The following is a 19,822-nucleotide window of genomic DNA, read 5'->3' on the forward strand; positions in this document are numbered from 1 at the left end:
AGCCTGCCGCCATGTCTTTCCCTCAGCCCACCCCCGCAGTAACCGACGATGCCGAACAGGTGCGTACGGGCACGTTTGTGAGCTATCCCGATTCGCCTTTCGAGCTGTACCAGCCGTATCCGCCGGCCGGTGACCAGCCTGAGGCTATCAGCCAACTGGTGAGTGGTGTGGAAGACGGTGAAGTGTTCCAGACCCTGCTCGGCGTGACCGGCTCGGGCAAGACCTTCACCATGGCCAACGTGATTGCGCGTTTGGGGCGTCCGGCCATTGTGTTTGCGCCCAACAAAACGCTGGCAGCACAGCTTTACAGCGAGTTTCGCGAGTTCTTCCCCAAGAATGCGGTGGAATATTTCGTCAGTTACTACGACTACTACCAGCCCGAAGCCTATGTGCCTCAGCGTGACCTCTTTATTGAAAAGGACAGCGCGATCAACGAGCACATCGAGCAGATGCGCCTCTCGTGCACCAAAAGCCTGCTGGAGCGCCGGGACGTGGTGATCGTGGCCACCGTGTCTGCGATCTACGGTATCGGCAAACCCGAGAGCTACCATCAGATGGTGATGACGCTGCGCGTCGGCGACAAACTGGGTCAGCGAGACATGATTGCCCAGCTGGTGCGCATGCAGTACCAGCGCAATGACATGGATTTCAGCCGCGGCGCTTTCCGGGTGCGGGGCGACACCATCGACATTTTCCCGGCTGAACACAGCGAAATGGCCATCCGCGTGGAGCTGTTTGATGACGAAATCGAGAGCCTGCAGCTGTTTGACCCGCTGACCGGCCGCATTCGCCAGAAGATTCCCTGCTTCACGGTTTACCCCAGCAGCCACTACGTGACACCACGCGATCAGGTGCTGGCCGCAGTGGAAACGATCAAGACTGAACTTTCGGACCGCCTCAAAGAGCTGGTGTCGGCCGGCAAGCTGGTGGAAGCACAGCGGTTGGAACAGCGCACCCGCTTCGATCTGGAAATGCTGAGTGAGGTGGGGCACTGCAAAGGCATTGAAAACTACTCGCGCCATCTGAGTGGTTCGGCCCCCGGCGAGCCGCCGTCAACGTTGACGGACTATTTGCCCAAAGACGCACTCATGTTCCTGGATGAGAGCCATGTGCTCATCGGGCAGTTTGGCGGCATGTACAACGGCGATCGGGCGCGGAAAACGACGCTGGTGGAATACGGTTTCCGCCTGCCCAGCGCCCTGGACAACCGGCCGCTGAAGTTTGAAGAGTTCGAGACCAAGATGCGCCAGGTCGTGTTTGTGTCCGCCACGCCCGCCCAATGGGAAAACGAGCATGCCGGTCAGGTGGTGGAGCAGGTGGTGCGGCCAACAGGATTGGTGGACCCTGAGGTGGAAGTGCGTCCGGCGGGCACCCAAGTGGACGATGTGCTGCAGGAAATCCGTATCCGCGTGGACAAAAACGAGCGAGTGCTGATCACCACCCTGACCAAGCGCATGGCGGAGCAGTTGACGGATTACCTGACGGACAACGGCGTGAAGGTGCGCTACCTGCACAGCGATGTGGACACGGTAGAGCGGGTGGAAATCCTGCGCGACCTTCGTCTGGGTACCTTTGATGTCCTTGTGGGGATCAACCTGCTGCGGGAAGGTTTGGATATTCCCGAGGTGTCGCTCGTGGCCATTCTGGATGCCGACAAGGAAGGCTTTTTGCGTTCCGAACGATCACTCATTCAGACCATTGGCCGGGCGGCCCGGAACCTGGAAGGAAAGGCGATTTTGTACGCCGACAAGATCACCGACTCCATGGAGCGCGCCATTGGTGAGACTGAACGCCGCCGCAAAAAGCAGATTGCCCACAACCTGGAGCGTGGCATCACTCCCAAGGCCATCGTGAAGAAAGTGCGCGATCTGATTGACGGCGTGTACAGCGAAAAGGCCGGCAAGGAAGCCGAGCGCCTGGAGCGCGATGCACAGCAACGGGCGCAGGTGGAGGACATGAGCGAGAAGGATATTTCCCGCGAAATCAAGCGCTTGGAGAAGCTGATGATGGAGCATGCCCGCAACTTGGAGTTCGAAAAAGCGGCGCGCGTGCGGGACCAATTGACCATCCTGAAAGAGCAGGCTTTTGGTGCGCCGGGGGCAGACAACGTCGTGATTTTGTAAAGTTGATTATTCCTATCGGGTAAATAGACTGATCAGTCTGCTTACCCGAGTGATCTGCGGGGTTTAGTGCTATACTTGAGTCCGCTAGTCAACAACCCTGCCACGAAGGAGCAAGCGATGCGTCTCACCACCAAAGGCCGTTTTGCGGTCACCGCGATGATCGATCTGGGCCTGCGCCAAAGCTCCGGGCCGGTTACTCTGGCTGCCATCAGCCAGCGCCAGCAAATTTCCCTTTCTTACCTTGAGCAGCTTTTCGGCAAACTGCGTCGCCATGATCTGGTCGAGTCGACCCGTGGCCCCGGCGGAGGTTACACCTTGGCTCGCAAGGCCTCCGACATCACCGTGGCGGAAATCATCACGTCGGTGGATGAGCCGATTGATGCCACCCAATGCAGCGGCAAAGAAAACTGTCTGGGCGAAGGTGCCCGCTGCATGACCCACGACCTGTGGGCTTCCCTGAACACCCGTATGGTGGAGTTTCTGGATTCGGTCACCCTCCAAAAGCTGGTGGACGACCAGTTGGACAAGGGTCTGCAAATCGAAGACAAGCCCACCGTCAAGCGTGCCATTTCGGCCATGCCTGTGGTCAAGCCCATTCGTGTGAATGCGCCCAACTCGGTCTTCGCCCTGGGCAACGCCTTCTCTAAATCCTGATTTTTACTGACAGCCAGCATCGAGCCAGCTATGGACACCACACCTCATTTCCCGATTTACATGGATTACAGCGCCACCAACCCCTGCGATGAGCGGGTGGTGGATGCCATGGTTCCCTGGCTGCGCAACCACTTTGGCAATCCGGCGTCCCGCAGCCACGCCTGGGGCTGGGAAGCGGAAGCCGCAGTGGAAAAAGCCCGTGAGCAAGTCGCCTCCCTGATCAACGCTGATCCGCGTGAAATTGTCTGGACATCCGGTGCTACCGAGTCCAACAACCTGGCGATCAAAGGCGCAGCCCAGTTCTACAAGGGCAAGGGCAAACACATCATCACAGTGAAAACCGAGCACAAGGCGGTACTGGATACCTGCCGCGAGCTGGAGCGCCAAGGCTTTGAGGTGACCTATCTGGACGTGCAAGAAGATGGTCTGGTGAATCTGGATGCCTTCAAGGCCGCGATGCGCCCTGACACCATTCTGGCCAGCGTCATGTTCGTGAATAACGAAATCGGCGTGATCCAAGATGTGACCGCTTTGGGTAATGCTTGCCGCGAAAAGGGCGTCATTTTCCACGTCGACGCAGCACAAGCGACCGGTCGTGTGGATATTGACATGTCCCAGTTGCCTATCGATTTGATGAGCCTGACCTCTCACAAGACTTACGGCCCCAAAGGTATCGGTGCTCTGTTTGTGCGCCGTAAGCCACGCATCCGCCTGGAAGCCCAAATGCACGGTGGCGGCCATGAGCGCGGTATGCGCAGTGGCACCTTGCCGACCCACCAGATCGTGGGCATGGGGGAGGCTTACGCTATTGCCAAGGCCGAGATGCACGAAGAGAACAAGCGCATCAAGGCTTTGCATGACCGCATGTTGGCCGGCTTGGAGGGGATCGAACAGGTCTTCATCAACGGCCACAAGGAAAAGCGTGTTCCCCACAACTTGAACATGAGTTTCAATTATGTGGAAGGTGAGTCGCTGATCATGGGTATCAAGGGTCTTGCGGTCAGCAGTGGTTCCGCTTGTACTTCTGCCTCGCTGGAACCCAGTTACGTGTTGCGCGCGTTGGGCCGCAGCGATGAGTTGGCCCACAGCAGCTTGCGTATGACCATCGGTCGTTGGACGACCGAAGCAGACATTGATTACGCGGTAGACACGATCAAGCAAAACGTGGCCAAGCTGCGTGATTTGAGTCCCCTGTGGGATATGTACAAAGAAGGTATTGACCTGTCCACGATCCAGTGGGCGGCGCACTGATTGAAATTAAGAGGTATTCCACATGGCATATTCAGACAAGGTCGTTGACCACTACGAGAACCCCCGCAATGTCGGCTCTTTTGACAAGGGCGACGAGTCTGTGGGCACCGGCATGGTGGGTGCCCCCGCTTGCGGTGACGTGATGAAGTTGCAGATCAAGGTCAATCCCCAAACCGGCGTGATTGAAGACGCCCGTTTCAAGACCTATGGCTGCGGCTCTGCGATTGCATCCAGCTCCCTGGTCACTGAGTGGGTGAAAGGCAAAACGCTGGACGAAGCTGCTGCCCTGAAGAACAGCCAGATCGCGGAAGAGTTGGCACTGCCACCGGTCAAGATTCACTGCTCCATCCTGGCGGAAGACGCTATCAAGGCAGCCGTGGATGACTACAAGAAAAAGCACCTGAACTGATATGGCCGTCACTTTGACAGAGGCTGCTGCACGGCACGTCACCCGGTATCTGACTAAGCGCGGTAAAGGCGTGGGCGTGCGATTGGGCGTGAAGACGACCGGTTGCTCTGGCTTGGCCTATCAGCTCGAATATGTGGACGAGCTGGCACCCGAAGACGTGATCTTCGAAGGCCACGGCGTGAAGGTCCTCGTAGATCCCAAGAGCCTTGCCTATATCGACGGTACGCAACTGGACTTTGTGCGCGAAGGGCTGAACGAAGGTTTTCGTTTCAATAACCCCAACGAGCGTGACAAGTGCGGTTGTGGTGAGTCCTTCCGCGTGTGAATCTGCACGATGATGACTTTGCGCTGTTCGGCCTGAAGCAAACATTTGCCCAGGACCGCGTAGCTATTGATGCGCGTTGGAAAGAGCTTCAGCGCGAAGCCCATCCCGACAAGTTTGCGTCTCATGGTGTTGCAGCGCAGCGCGTTGCCATGCAATGGTCGGTGCGTATCAATGAGGCCTATCAGCGTTTGAAAGATCCCTTGAAGCGTGCAGCCTACTTGTGTGAGTTGGCCGGGTTTCCCATTCAGGCTCATAGCAACACAGCCATGCCGCCTTCATTCCTGATTCAGCAGATGGAGTGGCGTGAGGCGCTGGATGATGCAAGCGAGGCGGGTACGGTTGAAGCTTTGCTGGCCGATGTGCAAGCGGCGCGCAAGGACCTGCTGGCACAGTGCGAAAAGTGCTTGGACTATGACCGTGACCCTGCATCCGCGGTCGCGAGTGTCCGGGCATTAATGTTTATTGATAAGTTCGCCCAAGACCTGAATCAGCGCTTGGATCAATTTGAATAGTGTGAGTCTCCATGGCGCTTCTGCAAATTTCTGAACCTGGGCAATCTCCCAATCCCCACGAGCGCCGCATCGCTGTCGGTATCGATCTCGGGACGACGCATTCCTTGGTGGCCGCTGTACGCAATGGCGTGTCGGAGTGCTTGCCGGACGCAGAGGGGCGTGTGGTGTTGCCCAGTGTGGTGCGCTACCTGGATGCAGACCGCAGGCAAATCGGATTTGACGCGCTTGCCAGCCAGACCACAGACCCCGGCAACACCATTGCCTCCGTGAAACGCCTGATGGGCCGCGGCGTAGCGGATGTGGCGCATATCGAAAAGTTGCCCTATGCATTGGTAGATGAGCCGGGCATGGCCCGCATCCGCACCATTGCCGGCATCAAAAGCCCGGTAGAAATCAGCGCGGAGATTCTGGCCACTTTGCGATTCCGGGCGGAAGACAGCTTTAACGATGACATTTTTGGTGCGGTGATCACCGTACCTGCGTATTTTGATGATGCCCAGCGCCAAGCGACCAAAGACGCGGCCCAGCTGGCGGGTCTCAATGTCCTGAGGCTTATCAATGAGCCCACGGCGGCTGCCATTGCATACGGTTTGGACAACGCAGCAGAAGGTGTTTACGCCATCTATGACCTGGGGGGGGGCACATTCGATATCTCCATTCTCCGCTTGTCCCAAGGTGTATTTGAAGTGCTGTCCACGGGAGGCGATTCCGCCTTGGGCGGTGATGACTATGACCGTGCGCTGGCAGAAGCCATTCTTGTTCGAAGCGGCTTCACCGCCGATACCGCCGAGGATCAGGCCGTCCTGATGGCAGCAGCCAGAGCGTGCAAAGAAAGCTTGTCCAGCGAGGACATTGCCACTGTGGAAGTGGAGCTGTCCGGCGGCGAGATCGACTTGTCATTGAATCGCGAAGAGTTTGAAGCAGCTACGCAGTCACTCACCGCCCGTACCTTGCAAGCGGTGCGCAAGGCGCTGCGTGATGCAGGTTTGGGCAAAGAAGAAGTCAAAGGCGTCGTTTTGGTTGGTGGCTCGACCCGCATGCCGCAGATCAAGCACGCAGTGGGCGCATTTTTCGGCCAGGAGCCCCTGACCAATTTGAATCCGGACGAGGTGGTCGCTTTGGGTGCCGCCATCCAGGCGAATCAACTGGCGGGCAATAACCCGTCTGGTGAACTGCTTTTGCTTGATGTGATCCCTTTGTCGCTCGGTGTAGAGACCATGGGCGGTCTGGTGGAGCGCATTGTTCCCCGCAACCAGACCATCCCTACGGCCATGGCCCAGGATTTCACGACCTACAAGGATGGCCAAACAGCGCTGGCTTTGCATGTGGTCCAGGGCGAGCGGGATTTGGTCGCGGATTGCCGCAGCCTGGCCCGCTTTGAATTGCGTGGCATTCCCCCCATGGCGGCTGGCGCAGCCCGTATCCGGGTGACCTTCACGGTGGATGCGGATGGTTTGCTGAACGTGTCTGCCAAAGAGCAGGTCAGTGGCGTGGAGGCACGCATTGACGTGAAGCCTTCTTATGGTCTGACGGATGACCAGATCGCTGCCATGCTCAAAGACAGCTTCAGCACTGCCGAGGCTGACATGCGTGCCCGCGCACTGGTGGAGGCGAGGGTAGATGCCGACCGTTTGTTGCTGGCCACGCGCAGTGCGTTGGACATTGACGGTGACTTGTTGGACGAGACTGAGCGCGCATCGGTGGACCAAGCCATGCTCCAGTTGACGCAAGCCATTGCAGCGACAGGACCTGCTGTCATCGAAGCAGCTGTGAAGGCCCTCGCCGATGTGACTGAACCCTTTGCGGCCATGCGCATGAATCGCGGGATTACCAAAGCGTTGGCTGGCAAAAACATCGAATCCATCTGAACGAATTGACCCCTATGCCTATCATCAAGATTCTTCCACACCCAGAGTACTGCCCGGACGGCGCGGAAGTGAAAGCTGCACCAGGCACTTCCATTTGTGAAGCGCTGCTGGAAAACGGTATCGCTATCGAGCACGCCTGCGACATGAGCTGTGCCTGCACGACCTGCCATGTCATCGTGCGCGAGGGTTTGGGCTCTTTGAATGAAGCCGAAGAGACAGAAGAAGATCTCCTGGACCGGGCATGGGGCTTGGAGCCCCAATCCCGTCTGAGCTGCCAGGCTTATCTGGCGCAGCAGGATCTGGTGGTGCAGATTCCCAAGTACTCGATCAATCACGCCAAAGAGAACCACTGAGGCCAGCCATGCGCCAAATTGTTCTGGACACCGAAACCACCGGCTTCTATGCCAACCATCCGGACAACCCGGATCGCATGGTGGAAATTGGCTGCGTGGAATTGGTCAACCGCAAGCTGACTGGCAACAACCTCCATTTCTACTTGAACCCGGGGCGGGATAGTGACGAGGGAGCGCTGCGCGTCCACGGTTTGACCACACAGTTTCTGAGCGACAAGCCGCGTTTTGAAGAGATTGCACAGCAACTGGTGGACTACGTTGGCGGCGCTGAAATCATCATTCACAACGCGCCTTTTGACTTGTCATTTCTTGACATGGAACTGGGGCGCACCGGCCGTAAACCCTTCAAGACTTGCGTAGCAGGCGTGCTGGACACCTTGGTCATGGCCAAGGAAATGTTTCCAGGCAAACGCAACAGCCTGGATGCCTTGTGCGACCGCTTGGAAGTTGACAACTCCGGCCGCACATTGCACGGCGCTTTGCTGGATGCCGAGTTGCTGGCGGATGTCTACATCAACATGACGCGCGGGCAGGATGCCCTGATCATGGAGAGCAGTGCGCCTCAGGAAGCCGGCATTGTGGTCGAGCAGCTCGACTTGCGCAGCATCCAACTCCCGGTGCTCGAAGCCAATGCGCAGGAAATGGCTGCCCACGAGGATGTCCTCAGTCAGCTCGACAAGTCCAGCGGAGGAAAAACCGTCTGGAAGCTGATGGCCTGAAAATTTGGTATATAATTTGAGGCTTCCTTGATACGGAATCAAAGTTTCAAGGGCGATTAGCTCAGGGGTAGAGCACTGCATTCACACTGCAGGGGTCACATGTTCGATCCATGTATCGCCCACCAATAAAAAGCCTTCTAAGTTCTGCTTAGAAGGCTTTTTTCTTTGCTCTTTCACTTCTGCCTGACGCTGTGCTGGGTCGCCGGCAGAATATTACTTCAGCCGGGCGCAGTGGGTGACGGCTGGGTAAGGTAGTGCAATGCCAGTTTGTCTTCCCGGCTGAGGTTTTTGAAGGCCATACCCGCGATGTAGCTTTCAAGCCCTGGTGGGCGGCTGTGGTGGCATACCGTCGCGCTGATCTCGAGTGACAAGGGCGCGCCATCGATACGACCTTCCAGACTGAGGCTGAGGGCTGCTCCAACGGCGCCCAGTGGTGTCGCACATCGAACCATGGCGCCTTGCGGGCTGAGGTCCACGAGGATTACGTCACGTTTGTCATCCGATCCTTCCAACTGCACGCGGGCTGGCCAGGACACTTTGGTGCGCATGGATTGTCGGACCTGTTTGGCGTCGACCAGTGCCGGGTAGGCCAGCAGGGCATACGCGAAAGGCTTCTCGAAGGTCTGCAGCACTTTGCTGATGAAGGAGAACTCGTGCTGGCCGGTAAATCCCCGAACAACACACACGTCACCCTGCGTCATTTCGGTTTGGGTCGCGTCTGAGCCTGCGGGGCCCACCATTACTCCCTTGCCTTCGATCGCTCCGAAAAACTGGGCTTCAATTTTGGTGGCACCTTCTGCGAGACGCCGGGTCTGCAAAGCCATGCCGGAGCGCAGGCCCAGCGCTTTGAGCGGCAGGCGCAAAACCGCATCGGCAGGATGGGCAGCGTCGTCGTGGGTGTTGGTCATGGGTATTTCGCCGGTATCACAGGGCGGGTGCTGGCAATGCTTGTGCCCATTCAATAATCGTCTTCGCCATGGGGGCAACGGCATTGGGCGCTTTGATGGCGCCCGCCAGCACGTGTTGGCCCTTGGACTCGCTGTAGTCGACCTGCACCAGTTGTTTGGTTTTGGAACTGAAGCGTGCAATCGCTGCCTTGGTTTGCTCGGGCTCTACCGTTTCGTCCGCAGCGCTGTAAAACACCAGAACCGGCGTGCTGAAGCGCTCCAATGCACCTTCGCGCACGCCTTTGACCAGTGCCATCATGGGGAAAAGTGCTTGGGTCGGGTAGCTGCTGGTCCAGGCATTTGCCTCCGCGTCGCTGGCAGGAGTCCAGTTGCGCTGCTCACCCAGAATGCCGAAGGCAATCTGGTGGCCCCATGGGCCGTTGATGAGGTCTGCCCGGGTGTCCTTGGGGCCGAAATTGGGCGATACGAACACGTGGCCCGCCACCTGTGCGTTGCGGTCATGGGTGCCCAACCAAGTGGATAAAGTCGCTCCGGTCGAGCAGCTGATGATCAATACCTTTTCGCCCAGTTGCTGACCGATACGAAGCGCTTCGTCGGCATCTGCCAGCCAGTCTTGTACGGATACCTGGCCCATGGCAGCACCGGGAAGACCATGGCCGCTCAGGCGGGTGTAGAACACATTGGCGCCGAGTGCTTTGGCAACCTGTTCGGTCAAGGGGGCAGTTTCCAGACGGCTTGCGGAAAAGCCATGGATGTACACCACTGACCAGGGTGTGCGCTGCCCGGCTTCACCTGCCCACACGATGCCTTTTGCATTGCCGGGCTTGATGCCGTTCACCTTGGCTTCTTGAGCACTTATCCATGTGTCCAGCTCAGCCACGTTTTGAGGCGCTTGCGCGCGTGGCAACGGGCTATCAGGGCCGAATGCGTTGCGGGGGCCGGCAAAGAACACCGCGGCTGCGATAGCCAATGTGGCCAGCAGGCCTGTCAGAACCTTGAACCAGCGGCTCCCGGTGGCCTTTACAGAGTTGGATGCAATGGTCGACAAGTCAATGGCTCCCTGTGGTTGAAATGGCCCGTAGGAAGCGCACTGTTTGATGCTCTGGCGTTCGCCTCCCTCGCTAAGATGGTACACCGGCTCGCGCTTTGCGGGCATGCAGGAGTGGGTATGAAACTACAAGCGGTGGTCCCCGGGAGCTGGAGCAGTTTGCCGGCCATAAGTCTGTTGTGCGCCGGGTTGATCTCAGGCTGCGCAGACATGGAGCACGTCGGCTGGCATCTGGCCTCAAGCACCAAACCTGCCTTGATGCAGATCGCTGGCCAACGCCTCGAGGGCGATGTGCAGTTGAGGCCGGACCGCACCGGGGCGATCCGGATGGCGGGGGAGGGCAGCATTGCCAGTTGTGCAGGCTCCTTGCGCTTCACGGCAGTGAATTCGGGGGCCATGGACATGCGCTGCAGCGATGGCGGCATGTTTGACCTGCGATTCGCCCTGGTGAATGAAGTGAAGGGCTACGCCTTCGGCACCTACCAGGAAGCCACGGTGGCGCTGACTTTCGGGATGGACGCCCCAGAGGCCCAGGCGTACCTGGCCCGAGCGTCTGAAAAAGCCACTGTGGGTGCAGCACCGGTAACTCCTTGAAGCGAAATGGATATCGTTGATTGCGTAGTGATCGGTGCGGGCGTCGTGGGGCTGGCAGTCGCGCGCAGTCTGGCTTTGGCCGGACGCGAGGTGCTGGTTCTTGAGGCGTGCGAGAGTTTTGGCACCCAGACAAGTGCGCGCAATAGCGAGGTGATTCACGCAGGCATCTACTACCCGAAAGATTCCCTGAAGGCCCGTTTGTGCGTGGAGGGCAAACAACTGCTTTACGCCTACCTGAAGGAGCGGCATCTCCCGTATCAACAGTGCGGGAAATTGCTGGTAGCCACGCGGACCGACCAACTTGCCCAACTTGAGGTGTTAAAGGCAAAAGCTGCGGCGAACGGCGTCGGTGACCTGCGGCTGTTGGACAAGGCCGAGGCGCGAAGCCTTGAGCCTGCATTGCACTGCGTAGGCGCTTTGCTGTCGCCTTCCACAGGAATCGTGGACAGCCACGCCCTGATGGTCTCCTTGCTGGGGGATCTGGAAGCGTCCGGAGGCATTCTGGCCGTGAATTCGGTGCTGGCGCACGCCGAATATGCGGGAGGTGCTATTGAATTAGTAGCGGAGGACGGCACGGAGTTGCGTGCGAAAACGGTGGTGAATGCGGCCGGCTTGCACGCTTGTGAGGTAGCGCGGCGTTGCCGCGGGATGCGGCAGGAGGCGATACCGAGAGCGCATTACGCCAAGGGCAGTTACTTTGCGTTGTCCTCACGCAGCCCCTTCAGTCGCCTCATTTACCCGGTTCCTGAAGCGGCCGGCTTGGGTGTGCACCTGACGCTGGACATGGGCGGACAAGCCCGCTTCGGGCCTGATGTGGAGTGGGTAGATAACCCCGAGGACCTGGAGGTTGATCCTGCACGTGGCGAGGTGTTTTACGGTGAAATACGCAAATACTGGCCTGCGCTGCCGGATGGCGCTTTGCAAGCCGCCTACGCCGGCATGCGGCCCAAGATTTCGGGGCCCGGTGAACCGGCAGCGGATTTTCTGATCCAAGGGGTCGGAGAACATGGTGTGCCGGGTTGGGTCAATCTGCTGGGTATCGAGTCGCCGGGGCTGACCAGTGCCATGGCTATCGGTGCGTATGTAGAGCGCCTGGTCAGCGTGGAATAAGTGGCTTGCGAGTGCGCAGTTCTGAATTGTCGAAAAAGGAAGGAAAGCAAAACATGTCATTCACCATTTCTCATTCGATACGCGCTGTAGCTGCGTGTGCCCTTGTTGTTTTGGCAGGATGTGCTGGCATGCAAGAGCAGGCCGGTGCGCCCCGCAAAGAAACCCTGCACGTTGTCACTGACAAACTGGAGCTGCTCACCATTAACCCCGGCCAGCCGACCAAGGTGCTGAGCCGCGTCTTGCTGTCTGGCTTGGCTGCGGGTGACACCCTGGTGGGTGTGGATTACCGCATCTCCAAGGGCGTGCTGTTTGCGCTGAGCAAGTCCGGGCGCCTCTACACCGTGGATACCGCCAGCGGCGCCATGAAGGCGGTCGGAAGTGCGCCCGCGGTGGCGCTGCAAGGGGATGCCTTCGGTATGGACTTCAACCCGGTGGCTGACCGGGTGCGGGTGATGGGGGCTAGCGGCCAGAACCTGCGCCTGCACCCCGACACCGGTGCTCTGGCTGCCACCGACCCCGCGCCGGCCTATGCGCCCACCGACAAGCGCGCGGGCACCAAGCCCGAAGTGGTTGCTGCCGCTTACACCTACAACAAGAAGGACGACAAGCTCACCACCAACTTTGCCATTGACCGCAATGGCGGCTATTTGGTCACCATGGGCTCGGCGGAGGGCGTACAGCCGGTGGTGTCGTTCAATACCGGCCAGTTGTTCACCGTGGGGGCGATCGGTGTGGCCGACATGGTGGACGCCAGCATGGACATTGCGGATGTGTCGGGCGCTGCGTTTGCCGCCATCCGGCTGAAGTCTCACGCGACTACGCGGCTCTACAGCCTGGACCTGCAGACCGGCAAAGGCACCTTTATCGGCACCATCGGTGACGGTGCCAAGGTACTGGGTATGGCCGTTGAACCCTGATTGCTATGAAATCAGGAGCTGCTCGCGCAAACGGAACGTGCGCTAGCAGCTTATTTCTTTAAGTTTTTGATGGCCACGGCTGCGCCTTTCACCAGCTGTGGGCCCGAGTAAATCAAACCGGTGTAAATCTGCACTGCATCCGCACCCGCTTTGATTTTGCTCACCGCATCGGCTGCGCTCATGATGCCGCCCACGCCGATGATGGGGAAGTCTTTACCCAGCGCTGCACGCAGTTGGCCAATGACGGCATTGCTTTTCTCAAGCACCGGCGCGCCTGACAGACCGCCCATCTCTTCCGCATGTGGCATGCCCTTGACAGCTCCACGAGACAAAGTGGTGTTCGTGCCGATCACGCCCCAGGCGTTGTTGACCTTGCCGCTGCTATCGGTGCCGTAACGCTTGAGTGTGGCGGCAATCACGGCGACCTGGTCAGCTTCCAGATCCGGGGCAATTTTCAAAAAGACGGGTTTGCGCTGGCCATGCTTCTGGGCCAGTTGCTCACGTCGCTCGGCAATGGCACCCAGCAGGGCGTCCAGCGCATCGTCGCTTTGCAGGCTACGCAGGTTCTTGGTGTTGGGGCTGGAGATGTTGACGGTGATGTAGTCCGCATGCGGGTACACACCGTCCAGACAGATCAGGTAATCGTCGGTGGCCTTCTCGATGGGCGTGGCCGCGTTTTTGCCGATGTTCAGGCCCAACAGAAGAGACGGATTTTTGCTCTGGCGCAGTGCGGAGCGCTGCACATTGGCAATGAAGGCATCCAGGCCATGGTTGTTAAAGCCAAGGCGGTTTATCAGTGCATTGGCTTCGGGCAGGCGGAACATTCGGGGCTTGGGGTTGCCCGGCTGGGCCAATGGGGTGACGGTGCCGACCTCCACAAAGCCAAAGCCCATGGCGCCCAAGCCGTCAATGCAGCGGGCGTTTTTGTCCAGGCCGGCGGCCATGCCCACGCGGTTGGGAAACTGCAAGCCGGCGATGGTGACCGGGTCGTCCACCCGGCTGTTGCAGTAGGCCAGTTTGAGCGGGTTGCCCTGGCTGGCAGCAAGGCCTGCCATGGTGATGTCGTGGGCGACTTCGGGGTCCAGATTGAACAAAACGCGGCGGGCGAGGGCGTAGGGCACCAGAGACATCGGATAATTCCTGCTTTCAGATTTCAACTCCCTCCATTGTCCCTCAGGACCTTTCAGGCTTTCCTCATGACCACACCTGCACTCTCCCAAGATGAACTCAAAACCCTGGTCGGCCAGGCCGCCCTGCAGTACGTGGTGCCCGGCGAGATCGTGGGCGTGGGCACCGGCTCCACCGTGAACAAATTCATTGACGCGCTGGCCACCATCAAGGACCAGATCAAGGGCGCTGTGTCCAGCTCAGTCGCGAGCACTGAGCGCCTGCAGGCGCTGGGCATCCAGGTGTTTGACAGCAACGAGGTGGACAAGCTCTCGGTCTATATCGACGGTGCCGACGAGATTGATGGCGCTGGCAACATGGTCAAGGGCGGCGGTGCCGCGCTGACCCGCGAAAAAATCGTAGCCGCCCAAAGCGCCAAGTTCGTGTGCATTGCGGATGAGTCCAAGCTGGTGCAAACACTGGGCAAGTTTCCCTTGCCGGTGGAGGTCATCCCCATGGCGACGCAGCGCGTCATCGCCCAGTTTGCAGCTAAAGGTGGCAAAGGTTCCATCCGCCTGAAGGACGGCAAACCCCTAGTGACCGACAACGGCCAGTACATCGTGGACGTAACCGGCCTGCAGATCACCGACCCACAGGCCTTCGAAGCTGAGGTGAGCCAGTGGCCTGGCGTGGTGACGGTGGGTGTGTTCGCCTACCAGCGCGCCCAGGTGTGCTTGCTGGGCACCGCCAGTGGTGTGAAAACGCTGGCGTTTCAATAAAACGCTTGCGTTTCAGTAAAGCACTGACGTTTTAAACCGCAGGCGCAGACATCATGCGCTCTACATAGCGGGCCACCGTATCAATCTCCAAGTTGACGCGGCTGCCTTGGGCCAAAGTGCCCAAGGCGGTGTTTTCAACCGTGTGGGGTATCAGATTGATACTTATCTCGCAGCCGCCGGGTAGATCCGCCACGCGGTTCACCGTCAGGCTCACACCATTGATAGTGATGGAGCCTTTGTAGGCAAGGAACTTCGCCAAACTAGGGGGCGCCATCACCCGAAGCTCCCAGCTTTCACCTACTTGGGCAAAGTGGCTGATGCTGCCGATGCCATCCACATGACCGGACACGATGTGCCCGCCCAAGCGATCGTTGGCGCGCAACGCTTTCTCGAGGTTAACGGTGCCAAGTCCGTCCAAGCCGGCTGTTCTATTGAGGGACTCCGCAGAAATGTCGATCGTGAATTTTTGCGCGGCCACATCAAAGGTGGTGACCGTCATGCAGGCGCCATTGAGCGCAATGCTGTCGCCCAAGCCCACATCGTCCAGATAACCCGCAGGGGCCTGAATGGTGAGGCGCTTGCCGTGAGTTGAGGATTCGCCCAGTGCCTGGACGGCGGAAATGCGGCCTACGCCGGTGATGATGCCTGTGAACATCCGCTGATTTTCGCAGGGAAAGGGCAGGGCAGAACGCCCCCCGCCCGCAAAACCCTAGAACCGGTCGCGCCCCTGCACGCGCGCCACGACGCGCAGGTCCGGGCCGAGCATCTCGGTGGATTTGAACTCCAGCTCTACGCCTTGGCTCAATTCGGTGAGAGGGCCCAGTTGGAACATGCCTGCGCCTTGGCCCAGCAGCCTGGGGGCGACATACACCACAAACTCGTCCACTAACCCTTCACGGACCAGCGAGCCATTGAGCTTGAAGCCGGCCTCCACATGCAGCTCGTTGATCTCGCGGCGGCCCAAGTCCTGCATCATGGCCGCCAGGTCCACCTTGCCGGTGGGTTGTCCATTGGCGTCTATTCCGGGCATGATTATGACGGTGGCCCCCACTGCCTCCAACGCGGCACGTTTGGCATCATTTGGGGCTGCAGCGTAGATGAATACGGCGCGACCAGCTATAAAAAAAGGAGCATCCAGCGGCGTTTCCAACTTGCTGTCCACTACCACCAAATGCGGCTGCCGTGGAGTCTCTACCAGACGGACATCCAACCTGGGCCGGTCTGCCAACACGGTGCCAATGCCCGTGAGGATGGCGCAAGACCGTGCGCGCCACGCGTGCCCATCCGCCCGCGCAGCAGGCCCGGTGATCCATTGGCTGACGCCGTTGTCCAAAGCGGTCGTACCGTCTAACGACGCCGCCACTTTCATACGCACCCATGGCGTCTTGCGGATCATGCGGCTGAAAAAACCGATGTTCAGTTCGCGGGATTCAATAGCCAGCGGGTGCTCCGATGGCAGTACCTCGACTTCCACGCCCGCCGCCCGCAGCTTGGCAAAGCCATTGCCGGCCACCAGTGGGTTGGGGTCGAGGTTGGTCGCCACCACCTTTTTGATGCCCGCTTGAATCAGAGCATCGCAGCAGGGACCGGTGCGGCCGTGGTGAGAGCAGGGCTCCAGGGTAACGTAAGCCGTGGCGCCAACTACGGAGAGGCCTTTTTCTGCCGCATCGCGCAGGGCCATGACCTCGGCGTGGGGGCCACCTGCTTTTTGGGTATGCCCCAGCCCTAAGCAGTATTCATCTTTGAAAACAACACAATAGACATTTGGGTTGGGGTTCGCTTCATAGGAGCATCGCCTCAAGCCCTCAGACAGAGCAAATAAAGCAGCCATTGAAATTGAAGGTTGCATCTTGAATGGGACTTTGTAAAGACGTGCTGTTGATACCGGCTATCCAGCTAGCCGGTTCCGTTGGTCATTCAAGAGACTTTGTCGAGAGTAAAACCGCTAGCATCTCATCGTCGGTCAATTGCGCCATGTCGGAGTAGTCTAATGTTCGCCAAATATAGAGTTTACAAGTTAGTGGTTTTGTTGCCTGTGGTACTTTACGGGCGTGCATTTGCGCAGGCTTATCCCTCACTCCCTCCTTCATTGTCAACATCGGTCACGCCAAATGTGATGTTGCACATTGATAACTCTGGCAGTATGGCCGACTCTGTTGGTGGGGTACCTAAAATCCAAACTGCTCGAAATGTTGGTAAGGCGCTAATTGCGGCAAACCCTGATTTGAGGTGGGGGGTATTTGCATTCGATAGAAATGCCGGCGCGCGTGGTGGAAGACTTCAAGCTCCCGTTGGTTCTTCTCAAGCCGTATTAGAAGCTTCTATTAATGCATTGGGAGCTAACACAAATACACCGCTCGCTGAAGCAATGCTGGAGTTGACTAGGTATTTTGCAGGAGAGCCATCCTACTATGGAAAAATCATTGGCAACTACACCAGCCCAATACAGTATAGATGTCAGAAGAATTTCGCGATAGTTATCACTGACGGCGAGCCTTTTGGTGATGATGAATTGCCTGGTGATGGAGTTCGAGCACGATTTGATTACACGTCTTATGATGCGCAAAACGTAGCAGAAACTCGTTCATTTGGTATTTGCACAAATACAAACAATGTCTCCTCCTATTTGACATGTCCAGCGAAATTAGAGGGTTCAACTGTAAATAACGCTTTTGTGTCGGGCGGACAGTTCCCTCGGGGGCTTAGGGATGTAGCTATGTATGCCTACGACAAAGACTTTAAAGTCGGCGGTGTTGATTTAGATGGTAAGAGTTTTGATGACCCTAAGTTTAGAAAACAAAATCTACAAACATACACCGTTGGCTTCGCTATCAATGTGCCCGTTTTGAAGGCGGCAGCAACTGTTGGAAAAGGGAAATACTATACTGCTGGTGATAACGTCGCGCTTGCAAGGTCTCTTCAAAATGCAGTTGATGATATTGTTTCCTCAACATCCAACGCTGGCGGGGTGGCAACGCAATCTGAAACAAGTCAATCTGGGAATAAAGTATTCCAACCTGTCTTCAACCCAAATGGTTGGTATGGCGAATTGCGCTGCTTTAATTTGGATCCACTTACCGGATTAGGACTTTCTTGTTCGCCGAATCCCAAGGCTACCATTCCTGTGCCTACGGCAACAACTGGAAGAAATTTATATACATCAAAGACAATCGTTACTTCTGCCCTCAATGACAATGAAACAACGGCTTTTGAATTCAAGGCTTCAAACACTGGTTTGATGACGGCGGGACAGTTAGCAAGTTTAGGTTCTACTGCTGCCGAGAGAAACGACGTAATCAACTTCGTAAGAGGTGTTGAAGGAATTGCTGGTTTTCGCAGTCGAAACAGTATTACAGCTGGCGGTGTGGTAAGGCTAGGGGACATCATTGATGGCCAACCCGTAGTAGTGTCCAAACCGTTTGGTGCAACAAACGACTCAACTTATAACAGTTTCACTTCTACTAATGCCAATCGGAATTTAGTATACGTGGGAGCCAATGATGGAATGCTCCATGGTTTTGCTATAGATGAATCAAGTGCAGGCGCAGGAGATAACATGCGCGAAGTTTTTGGATATGTACCGTCTACGGTTTATCCAAGTCTTGCCTCGTTGACAAAAAGCGACTATGGCACAGGCACACCCCATGTCTATAGTGTCAACGGTGCTTTGAAATTTGCTGATGTAAAGTTGAATAACTCTTGGAAGACGATTCTAGTGGGCGGTCTTGGTCAGGGGGGGCAAGGTTATTTTGCCATCGATTCAACAAATTCAGCGGCTCTAGGTACCTCTGCAGCAGTGAAATGGGAGTGGAGTGATATTCAGGCGTCCAATATGGGTTACTCTTTCGGGGCGCCAATTATATATAATGTGCGAACGACACAAAATACTGTTGTGCCAGCTGTTATTCTTTCAAATGGATATCAGAGTGACTATGACGACGTCGCCACTGGTGGCCAAAAAACCAGTTCGAAAGAATCGGCTCTTTTTATCTTGAACGCTGATACCGGAGCTCTAATCAAGGAGATAAAAGTTCCAAGCAGCAGGGGATTGTCTGGCCCCTCTGGTGTCGATGTGGGACAGGATGGAATTTTGGATTATGTCTATGCAGGAGACGTGGACGGAAAACTCTGGAGATTCGATCTTACTGCCACTGATCCAGCAAGCTTTAAGGTAGTGACAACTCCAATATTTAATGCAGGATCTGGGCGGCCAATAACTGTACGTCCTGCAATCCTTCCTGTTTACAGGGCATCTGATAGTGCGCCCATTGGAAATATGATCCTGTTTGGCACTGGGCAGCTTCTGACGAATACTGATCGTACTGATACAACTGAGCAGTATCTTTTCGGAATACTCGATAAGATGGAGGCGGAACCAATCACTGTTCCATTTACTTTTTCCTCAACCTCCCTGGTGCAGCAAAGTTTCACCGATGTCTATACGGATTCTTCTACAAATACCATCCGTGATGGAACCTATCGTAAGGTAAGTCAGAACACTATTGATTTAACTTCACAGACAAATACCAATTTGGGATGGGCAATTAAATTGCCAACATCCAGTGAACGCTTGGTATCTACGCCGCTAGTATTCGACGATAAAGTTCTCTTTGGTACTGGAATTCCAATTTCTGCCGAGAAGTGCCTTCCTGGTGGCTCAGGTTGGATTATTGGACTGAATCCCCTGACGGGATCGGTAACTCGAAAAGATAATAAATCCAATGGAACGGAGTATAGTTTCATTGATTTGAATGGAGATAATCGATCAACTTCCGCTGATAAACTGCCCTTCTCTAGCGGTACTTCATTTGTAAGTGGTTACTCCAAGAATGGTATTCCAACTGAAATAAGTTATGTATCTTCAACCTCTGTTTTAGTTGGACCAAGCGATCCATCTTCTGCGGATAATACTTACGGGGATGCAGGTTCAGTGATTGCTTTGCGAGAGTCGAACTCACAAAGTGTTTATACAGGTAATGGCACTGCTAGCAAAGGTTCCGTGATTAAGAAGCAATCATCCTCCGGCAAAGGTTTAAGCTGCTCCGGTACGGTGGGAAATGATTCTCTTGAATGTGAGAAGCTGCTAGGTGCACCTAGTCCTGCTGCTCGGATGTCACCTACCTTGTGGCGTGAGATAAAGTAGCT

19 protein-coding genes and 1 tRNA gene are annotated in these 19,822 nt (G+C 56.6%); 15 read left to right on the forward strand and 5 right to left on the reverse strand.

The genetic code is table 11. The annotated features are described in order from the left end of the window. The first annotated feature begins 11 nt into the window (after positions 1–11). The 10 genes from uvrB to ACOAP0_RS18155 all read left to right on the forward strand — a co-directional run bounded on the left by uvrB (position 12) and on the right by ACOAP0_RS18155 (position 8,339). Positions 12–2,123 (forward strand): excinuclease ABC subunit UvrB, encoded by a 2,112-nt coding sequence (uvrB, locus tag ACOAP0_RS18110; protein ID WP_498391495.1) that lies wholly within the window; start codon positions 12–14, stop codon positions 2,121–2,123. A gap of 117 nt (positions 2,124–2,240) precedes the next feature. Then, positions 2,241–2,777, forward strand: coding sequence for a Fe-S cluster assembly transcriptional regulator IscR (gene iscR, locus ACOAP0_RS18115; RefSeq protein ID WP_498377559.1), 537 nt, complete (start codon positions 2,241–2,243; stop codon positions 2,775–2,777). Positions 2,778–2,807: 30 nt separating this feature from the next. Beyond that, the gene (locus tag ACOAP0_RS18120; RefSeq protein WP_498377560.1) at positions 2,808–4,028 is read left to right on the forward strand and encodes an IscS subfamily cysteine desulfurase; all 1,221 of its coding nucleotides are present in this window, start codon (positions 2,808–2,810) and stop codon (positions 4,026–4,028) included. A gap of 22 nt (positions 4,029–4,050) precedes the next feature. Continuing rightward, entirely contained in the window at positions 4,051–4,437 is a 387-nt protein-coding gene (iscU, locus tag ACOAP0_RS18125; RefSeq protein ID WP_087493592.1) for a Fe-S cluster assembly scaffold IscU, read from the forward strand. 1 nt (position 4,438) lies between these two features. Continuing rightward, positions 4,439–4,762, forward strand: a complete 324-nt coding sequence (gene iscA / locus ACOAP0_RS18130) for an iron-sulfur cluster assembly protein IscA (RefSeq protein ID WP_087493593.1) — start codon at positions 4,439–4,441, stop codon at positions 4,760–4,762. Then, the gene (gene hscB / locus ACOAP0_RS18135) at positions 4,759–5,274 is read left to right on the forward strand and encodes a Fe-S protein assembly co-chaperone HscB (RefSeq protein ID WP_498377561.1); all 516 of its coding nucleotides are present in this window, start codon (positions 4,759–4,761) and stop codon (positions 5,272–5,274) included. Before iscA ends, hscB begins: the two co-directional genes overlap by 4 nt. Positions 5,275–5,285: 11 nt before the next feature. Next, entirely contained in the window at positions 5,286–7,142 is a 1,857-nt protein-coding gene (hscA, locus tag ACOAP0_RS18140; RefSeq protein ID WP_498377562.1) for a Fe-S protein assembly chaperone HscA, read from the forward strand. Positions 7,143–7,156: 14 nt separating this feature from the next. Beyond that, the gene (gene fdx, locus ACOAP0_RS18145) at positions 7,157–7,495 is read left to right on the forward strand and encodes an ISC system 2Fe-2S type ferredoxin (RefSeq protein ID WP_087493596.1); all 339 of its coding nucleotides are present in this window, start codon (positions 7,157–7,159) and stop codon (positions 7,493–7,495) included. Positions 7,496–7,503: 8 nt separating this feature from the next. Further along, on the forward strand, positions 7,504–8,214 hold the full coding sequence (gene dnaQ / locus ACOAP0_RS18150) for a DNA polymerase III subunit epsilon (protein WP_498377563.1): 711 nt from the start codon (positions 7,504–7,506) through the stop codon (positions 8,212–8,214). Positions 8,215–8,264: 50 nt separating this feature from the next. Further along, a tRNA-Val gene (locus ACOAP0_RS18155) sits at positions 8,265–8,339 on the forward strand. 93 nt (positions 8,340–8,432) lie between these two features. Here ACOAP0_RS18155 and ACOAP0_RS18160 read toward each other — a convergent pair. Both ACOAP0_RS18160 and ACOAP0_RS18165 read right to left on the reverse strand, forming a co-directional pair. After that, positions 8,433–9,122, reverse strand: coding sequence for a PilZ domain-containing protein (locus tag ACOAP0_RS18160; RefSeq protein ID WP_498377564.1), 690 nt, complete (start codon positions 9,120–9,122; stop codon positions 8,433–8,435). A gap of 16 nt (positions 9,123–9,138) precedes the next feature. Next, entirely contained in the window at positions 9,139–10,170 is a 1,032-nt protein-coding gene (locus ACOAP0_RS18165) for an alpha/beta hydrolase (RefSeq protein ID WP_498377565.1), read from the reverse strand. A gap of 120 nt (positions 10,171–10,290) precedes the next feature. On the opposite strand from ACOAP0_RS18165, the gene ACOAP0_RS18170 reads away from it, so the two are divergent. The 3 genes from ACOAP0_RS18170 to ACOAP0_RS18180 all read left to right on the forward strand — a co-directional run bounded on the left by ACOAP0_RS18170 (position 10,291) and on the right by ACOAP0_RS18180 (position 12,791). After that, positions 10,291–10,764, forward strand: a complete 474-nt coding sequence (locus ACOAP0_RS18170) for a hypothetical protein (protein ID WP_498377566.1) — start codon at positions 10,291–10,293, stop codon at positions 10,762–10,764. A gap of 6 nt (positions 10,765–10,770) precedes the next feature. Continuing rightward, a complete protein-coding gene (locus ACOAP0_RS18175) occupies positions 10,771–11,874 on the forward strand; it encodes an NAD(P)/FAD-dependent oxidoreductase (protein WP_498377567.1) in 1,104 nt (367 codons plus the stop codon). A gap of 128 nt (positions 11,875–12,002) precedes the next feature. Further along, on the forward strand, positions 12,003–12,791 hold the full coding sequence (locus ACOAP0_RS18180; RefSeq protein ID WP_498377568.1) for a DUF4394 domain-containing protein: 789 nt from the start codon (positions 12,003–12,005) through the stop codon (positions 12,789–12,791). Between the two features lie 50 nt (positions 12,792–12,841). On the opposite strand, the gene ACOAP0_RS18185 is transcribed toward ACOAP0_RS18180, so the two are convergent. Further along, positions 12,842–13,921 (reverse strand): quinone-dependent dihydroorotate dehydrogenase, encoded by a 1,080-nt coding sequence (locus ACOAP0_RS18185; protein ID WP_498377569.1) that lies wholly within the window; start codon positions 13,919–13,921, stop codon positions 12,842–12,844. Positions 13,922–13,987: 66 nt separating this feature from the next. Here ACOAP0_RS18185 and rpiA point away from each other — a divergent pair, with 66 nt between their 5' ends. Beyond that, positions 13,988–14,677, forward strand: coding sequence for a ribose-5-phosphate isomerase RpiA (gene rpiA, locus ACOAP0_RS18190; protein ID WP_498377570.1), 690 nt, complete (start codon positions 13,988–13,990; stop codon positions 14,675–14,677). Between the two features lie 31 nt (positions 14,678–14,708). Here rpiA and ACOAP0_RS18195 read toward each other — a convergent pair whose 3' ends face one another. Both ACOAP0_RS18195 and ribD read right to left on the reverse strand, forming a co-directional pair. Then, on the reverse strand, positions 14,709–15,332 hold the full coding sequence (locus ACOAP0_RS18195; protein ID WP_498377571.1) for a riboflavin synthase: 624 nt from the start codon (positions 15,330–15,332) through the stop codon (positions 14,709–14,711). Between the two features lie 54 nt (positions 15,333–15,386). Then, a complete protein-coding gene (gene ribD, locus ACOAP0_RS18200; RefSeq protein ID WP_498377572.1) occupies positions 15,387–16,508 on the reverse strand; it encodes a bifunctional diaminohydroxyphosphoribosylaminopyrimidine deaminase/5-amino-6-(5-phosphoribosylamino)uracil reductase RibD in 1,122 nt (373 codons plus the stop codon). A gap of 159 nt (positions 16,509–16,667) precedes the next feature. Between ribD and ACOAP0_RS18205 the strand changes: the two genes are divergently transcribed. Continuing rightward, positions 16,668–19,820, forward strand: coding sequence for a pilus assembly protein (locus ACOAP0_RS18205; protein WP_498377573.1), 3,153 nt, complete (start codon positions 16,668–16,670; stop codon positions 19,818–19,820). Positions 19,821–19,822: the final 2 nt, after the last annotated feature.

The sequence above is a fragment of the Curvibacter sp. Hmag1.1 genome (genome assembly GCF_059769165.1).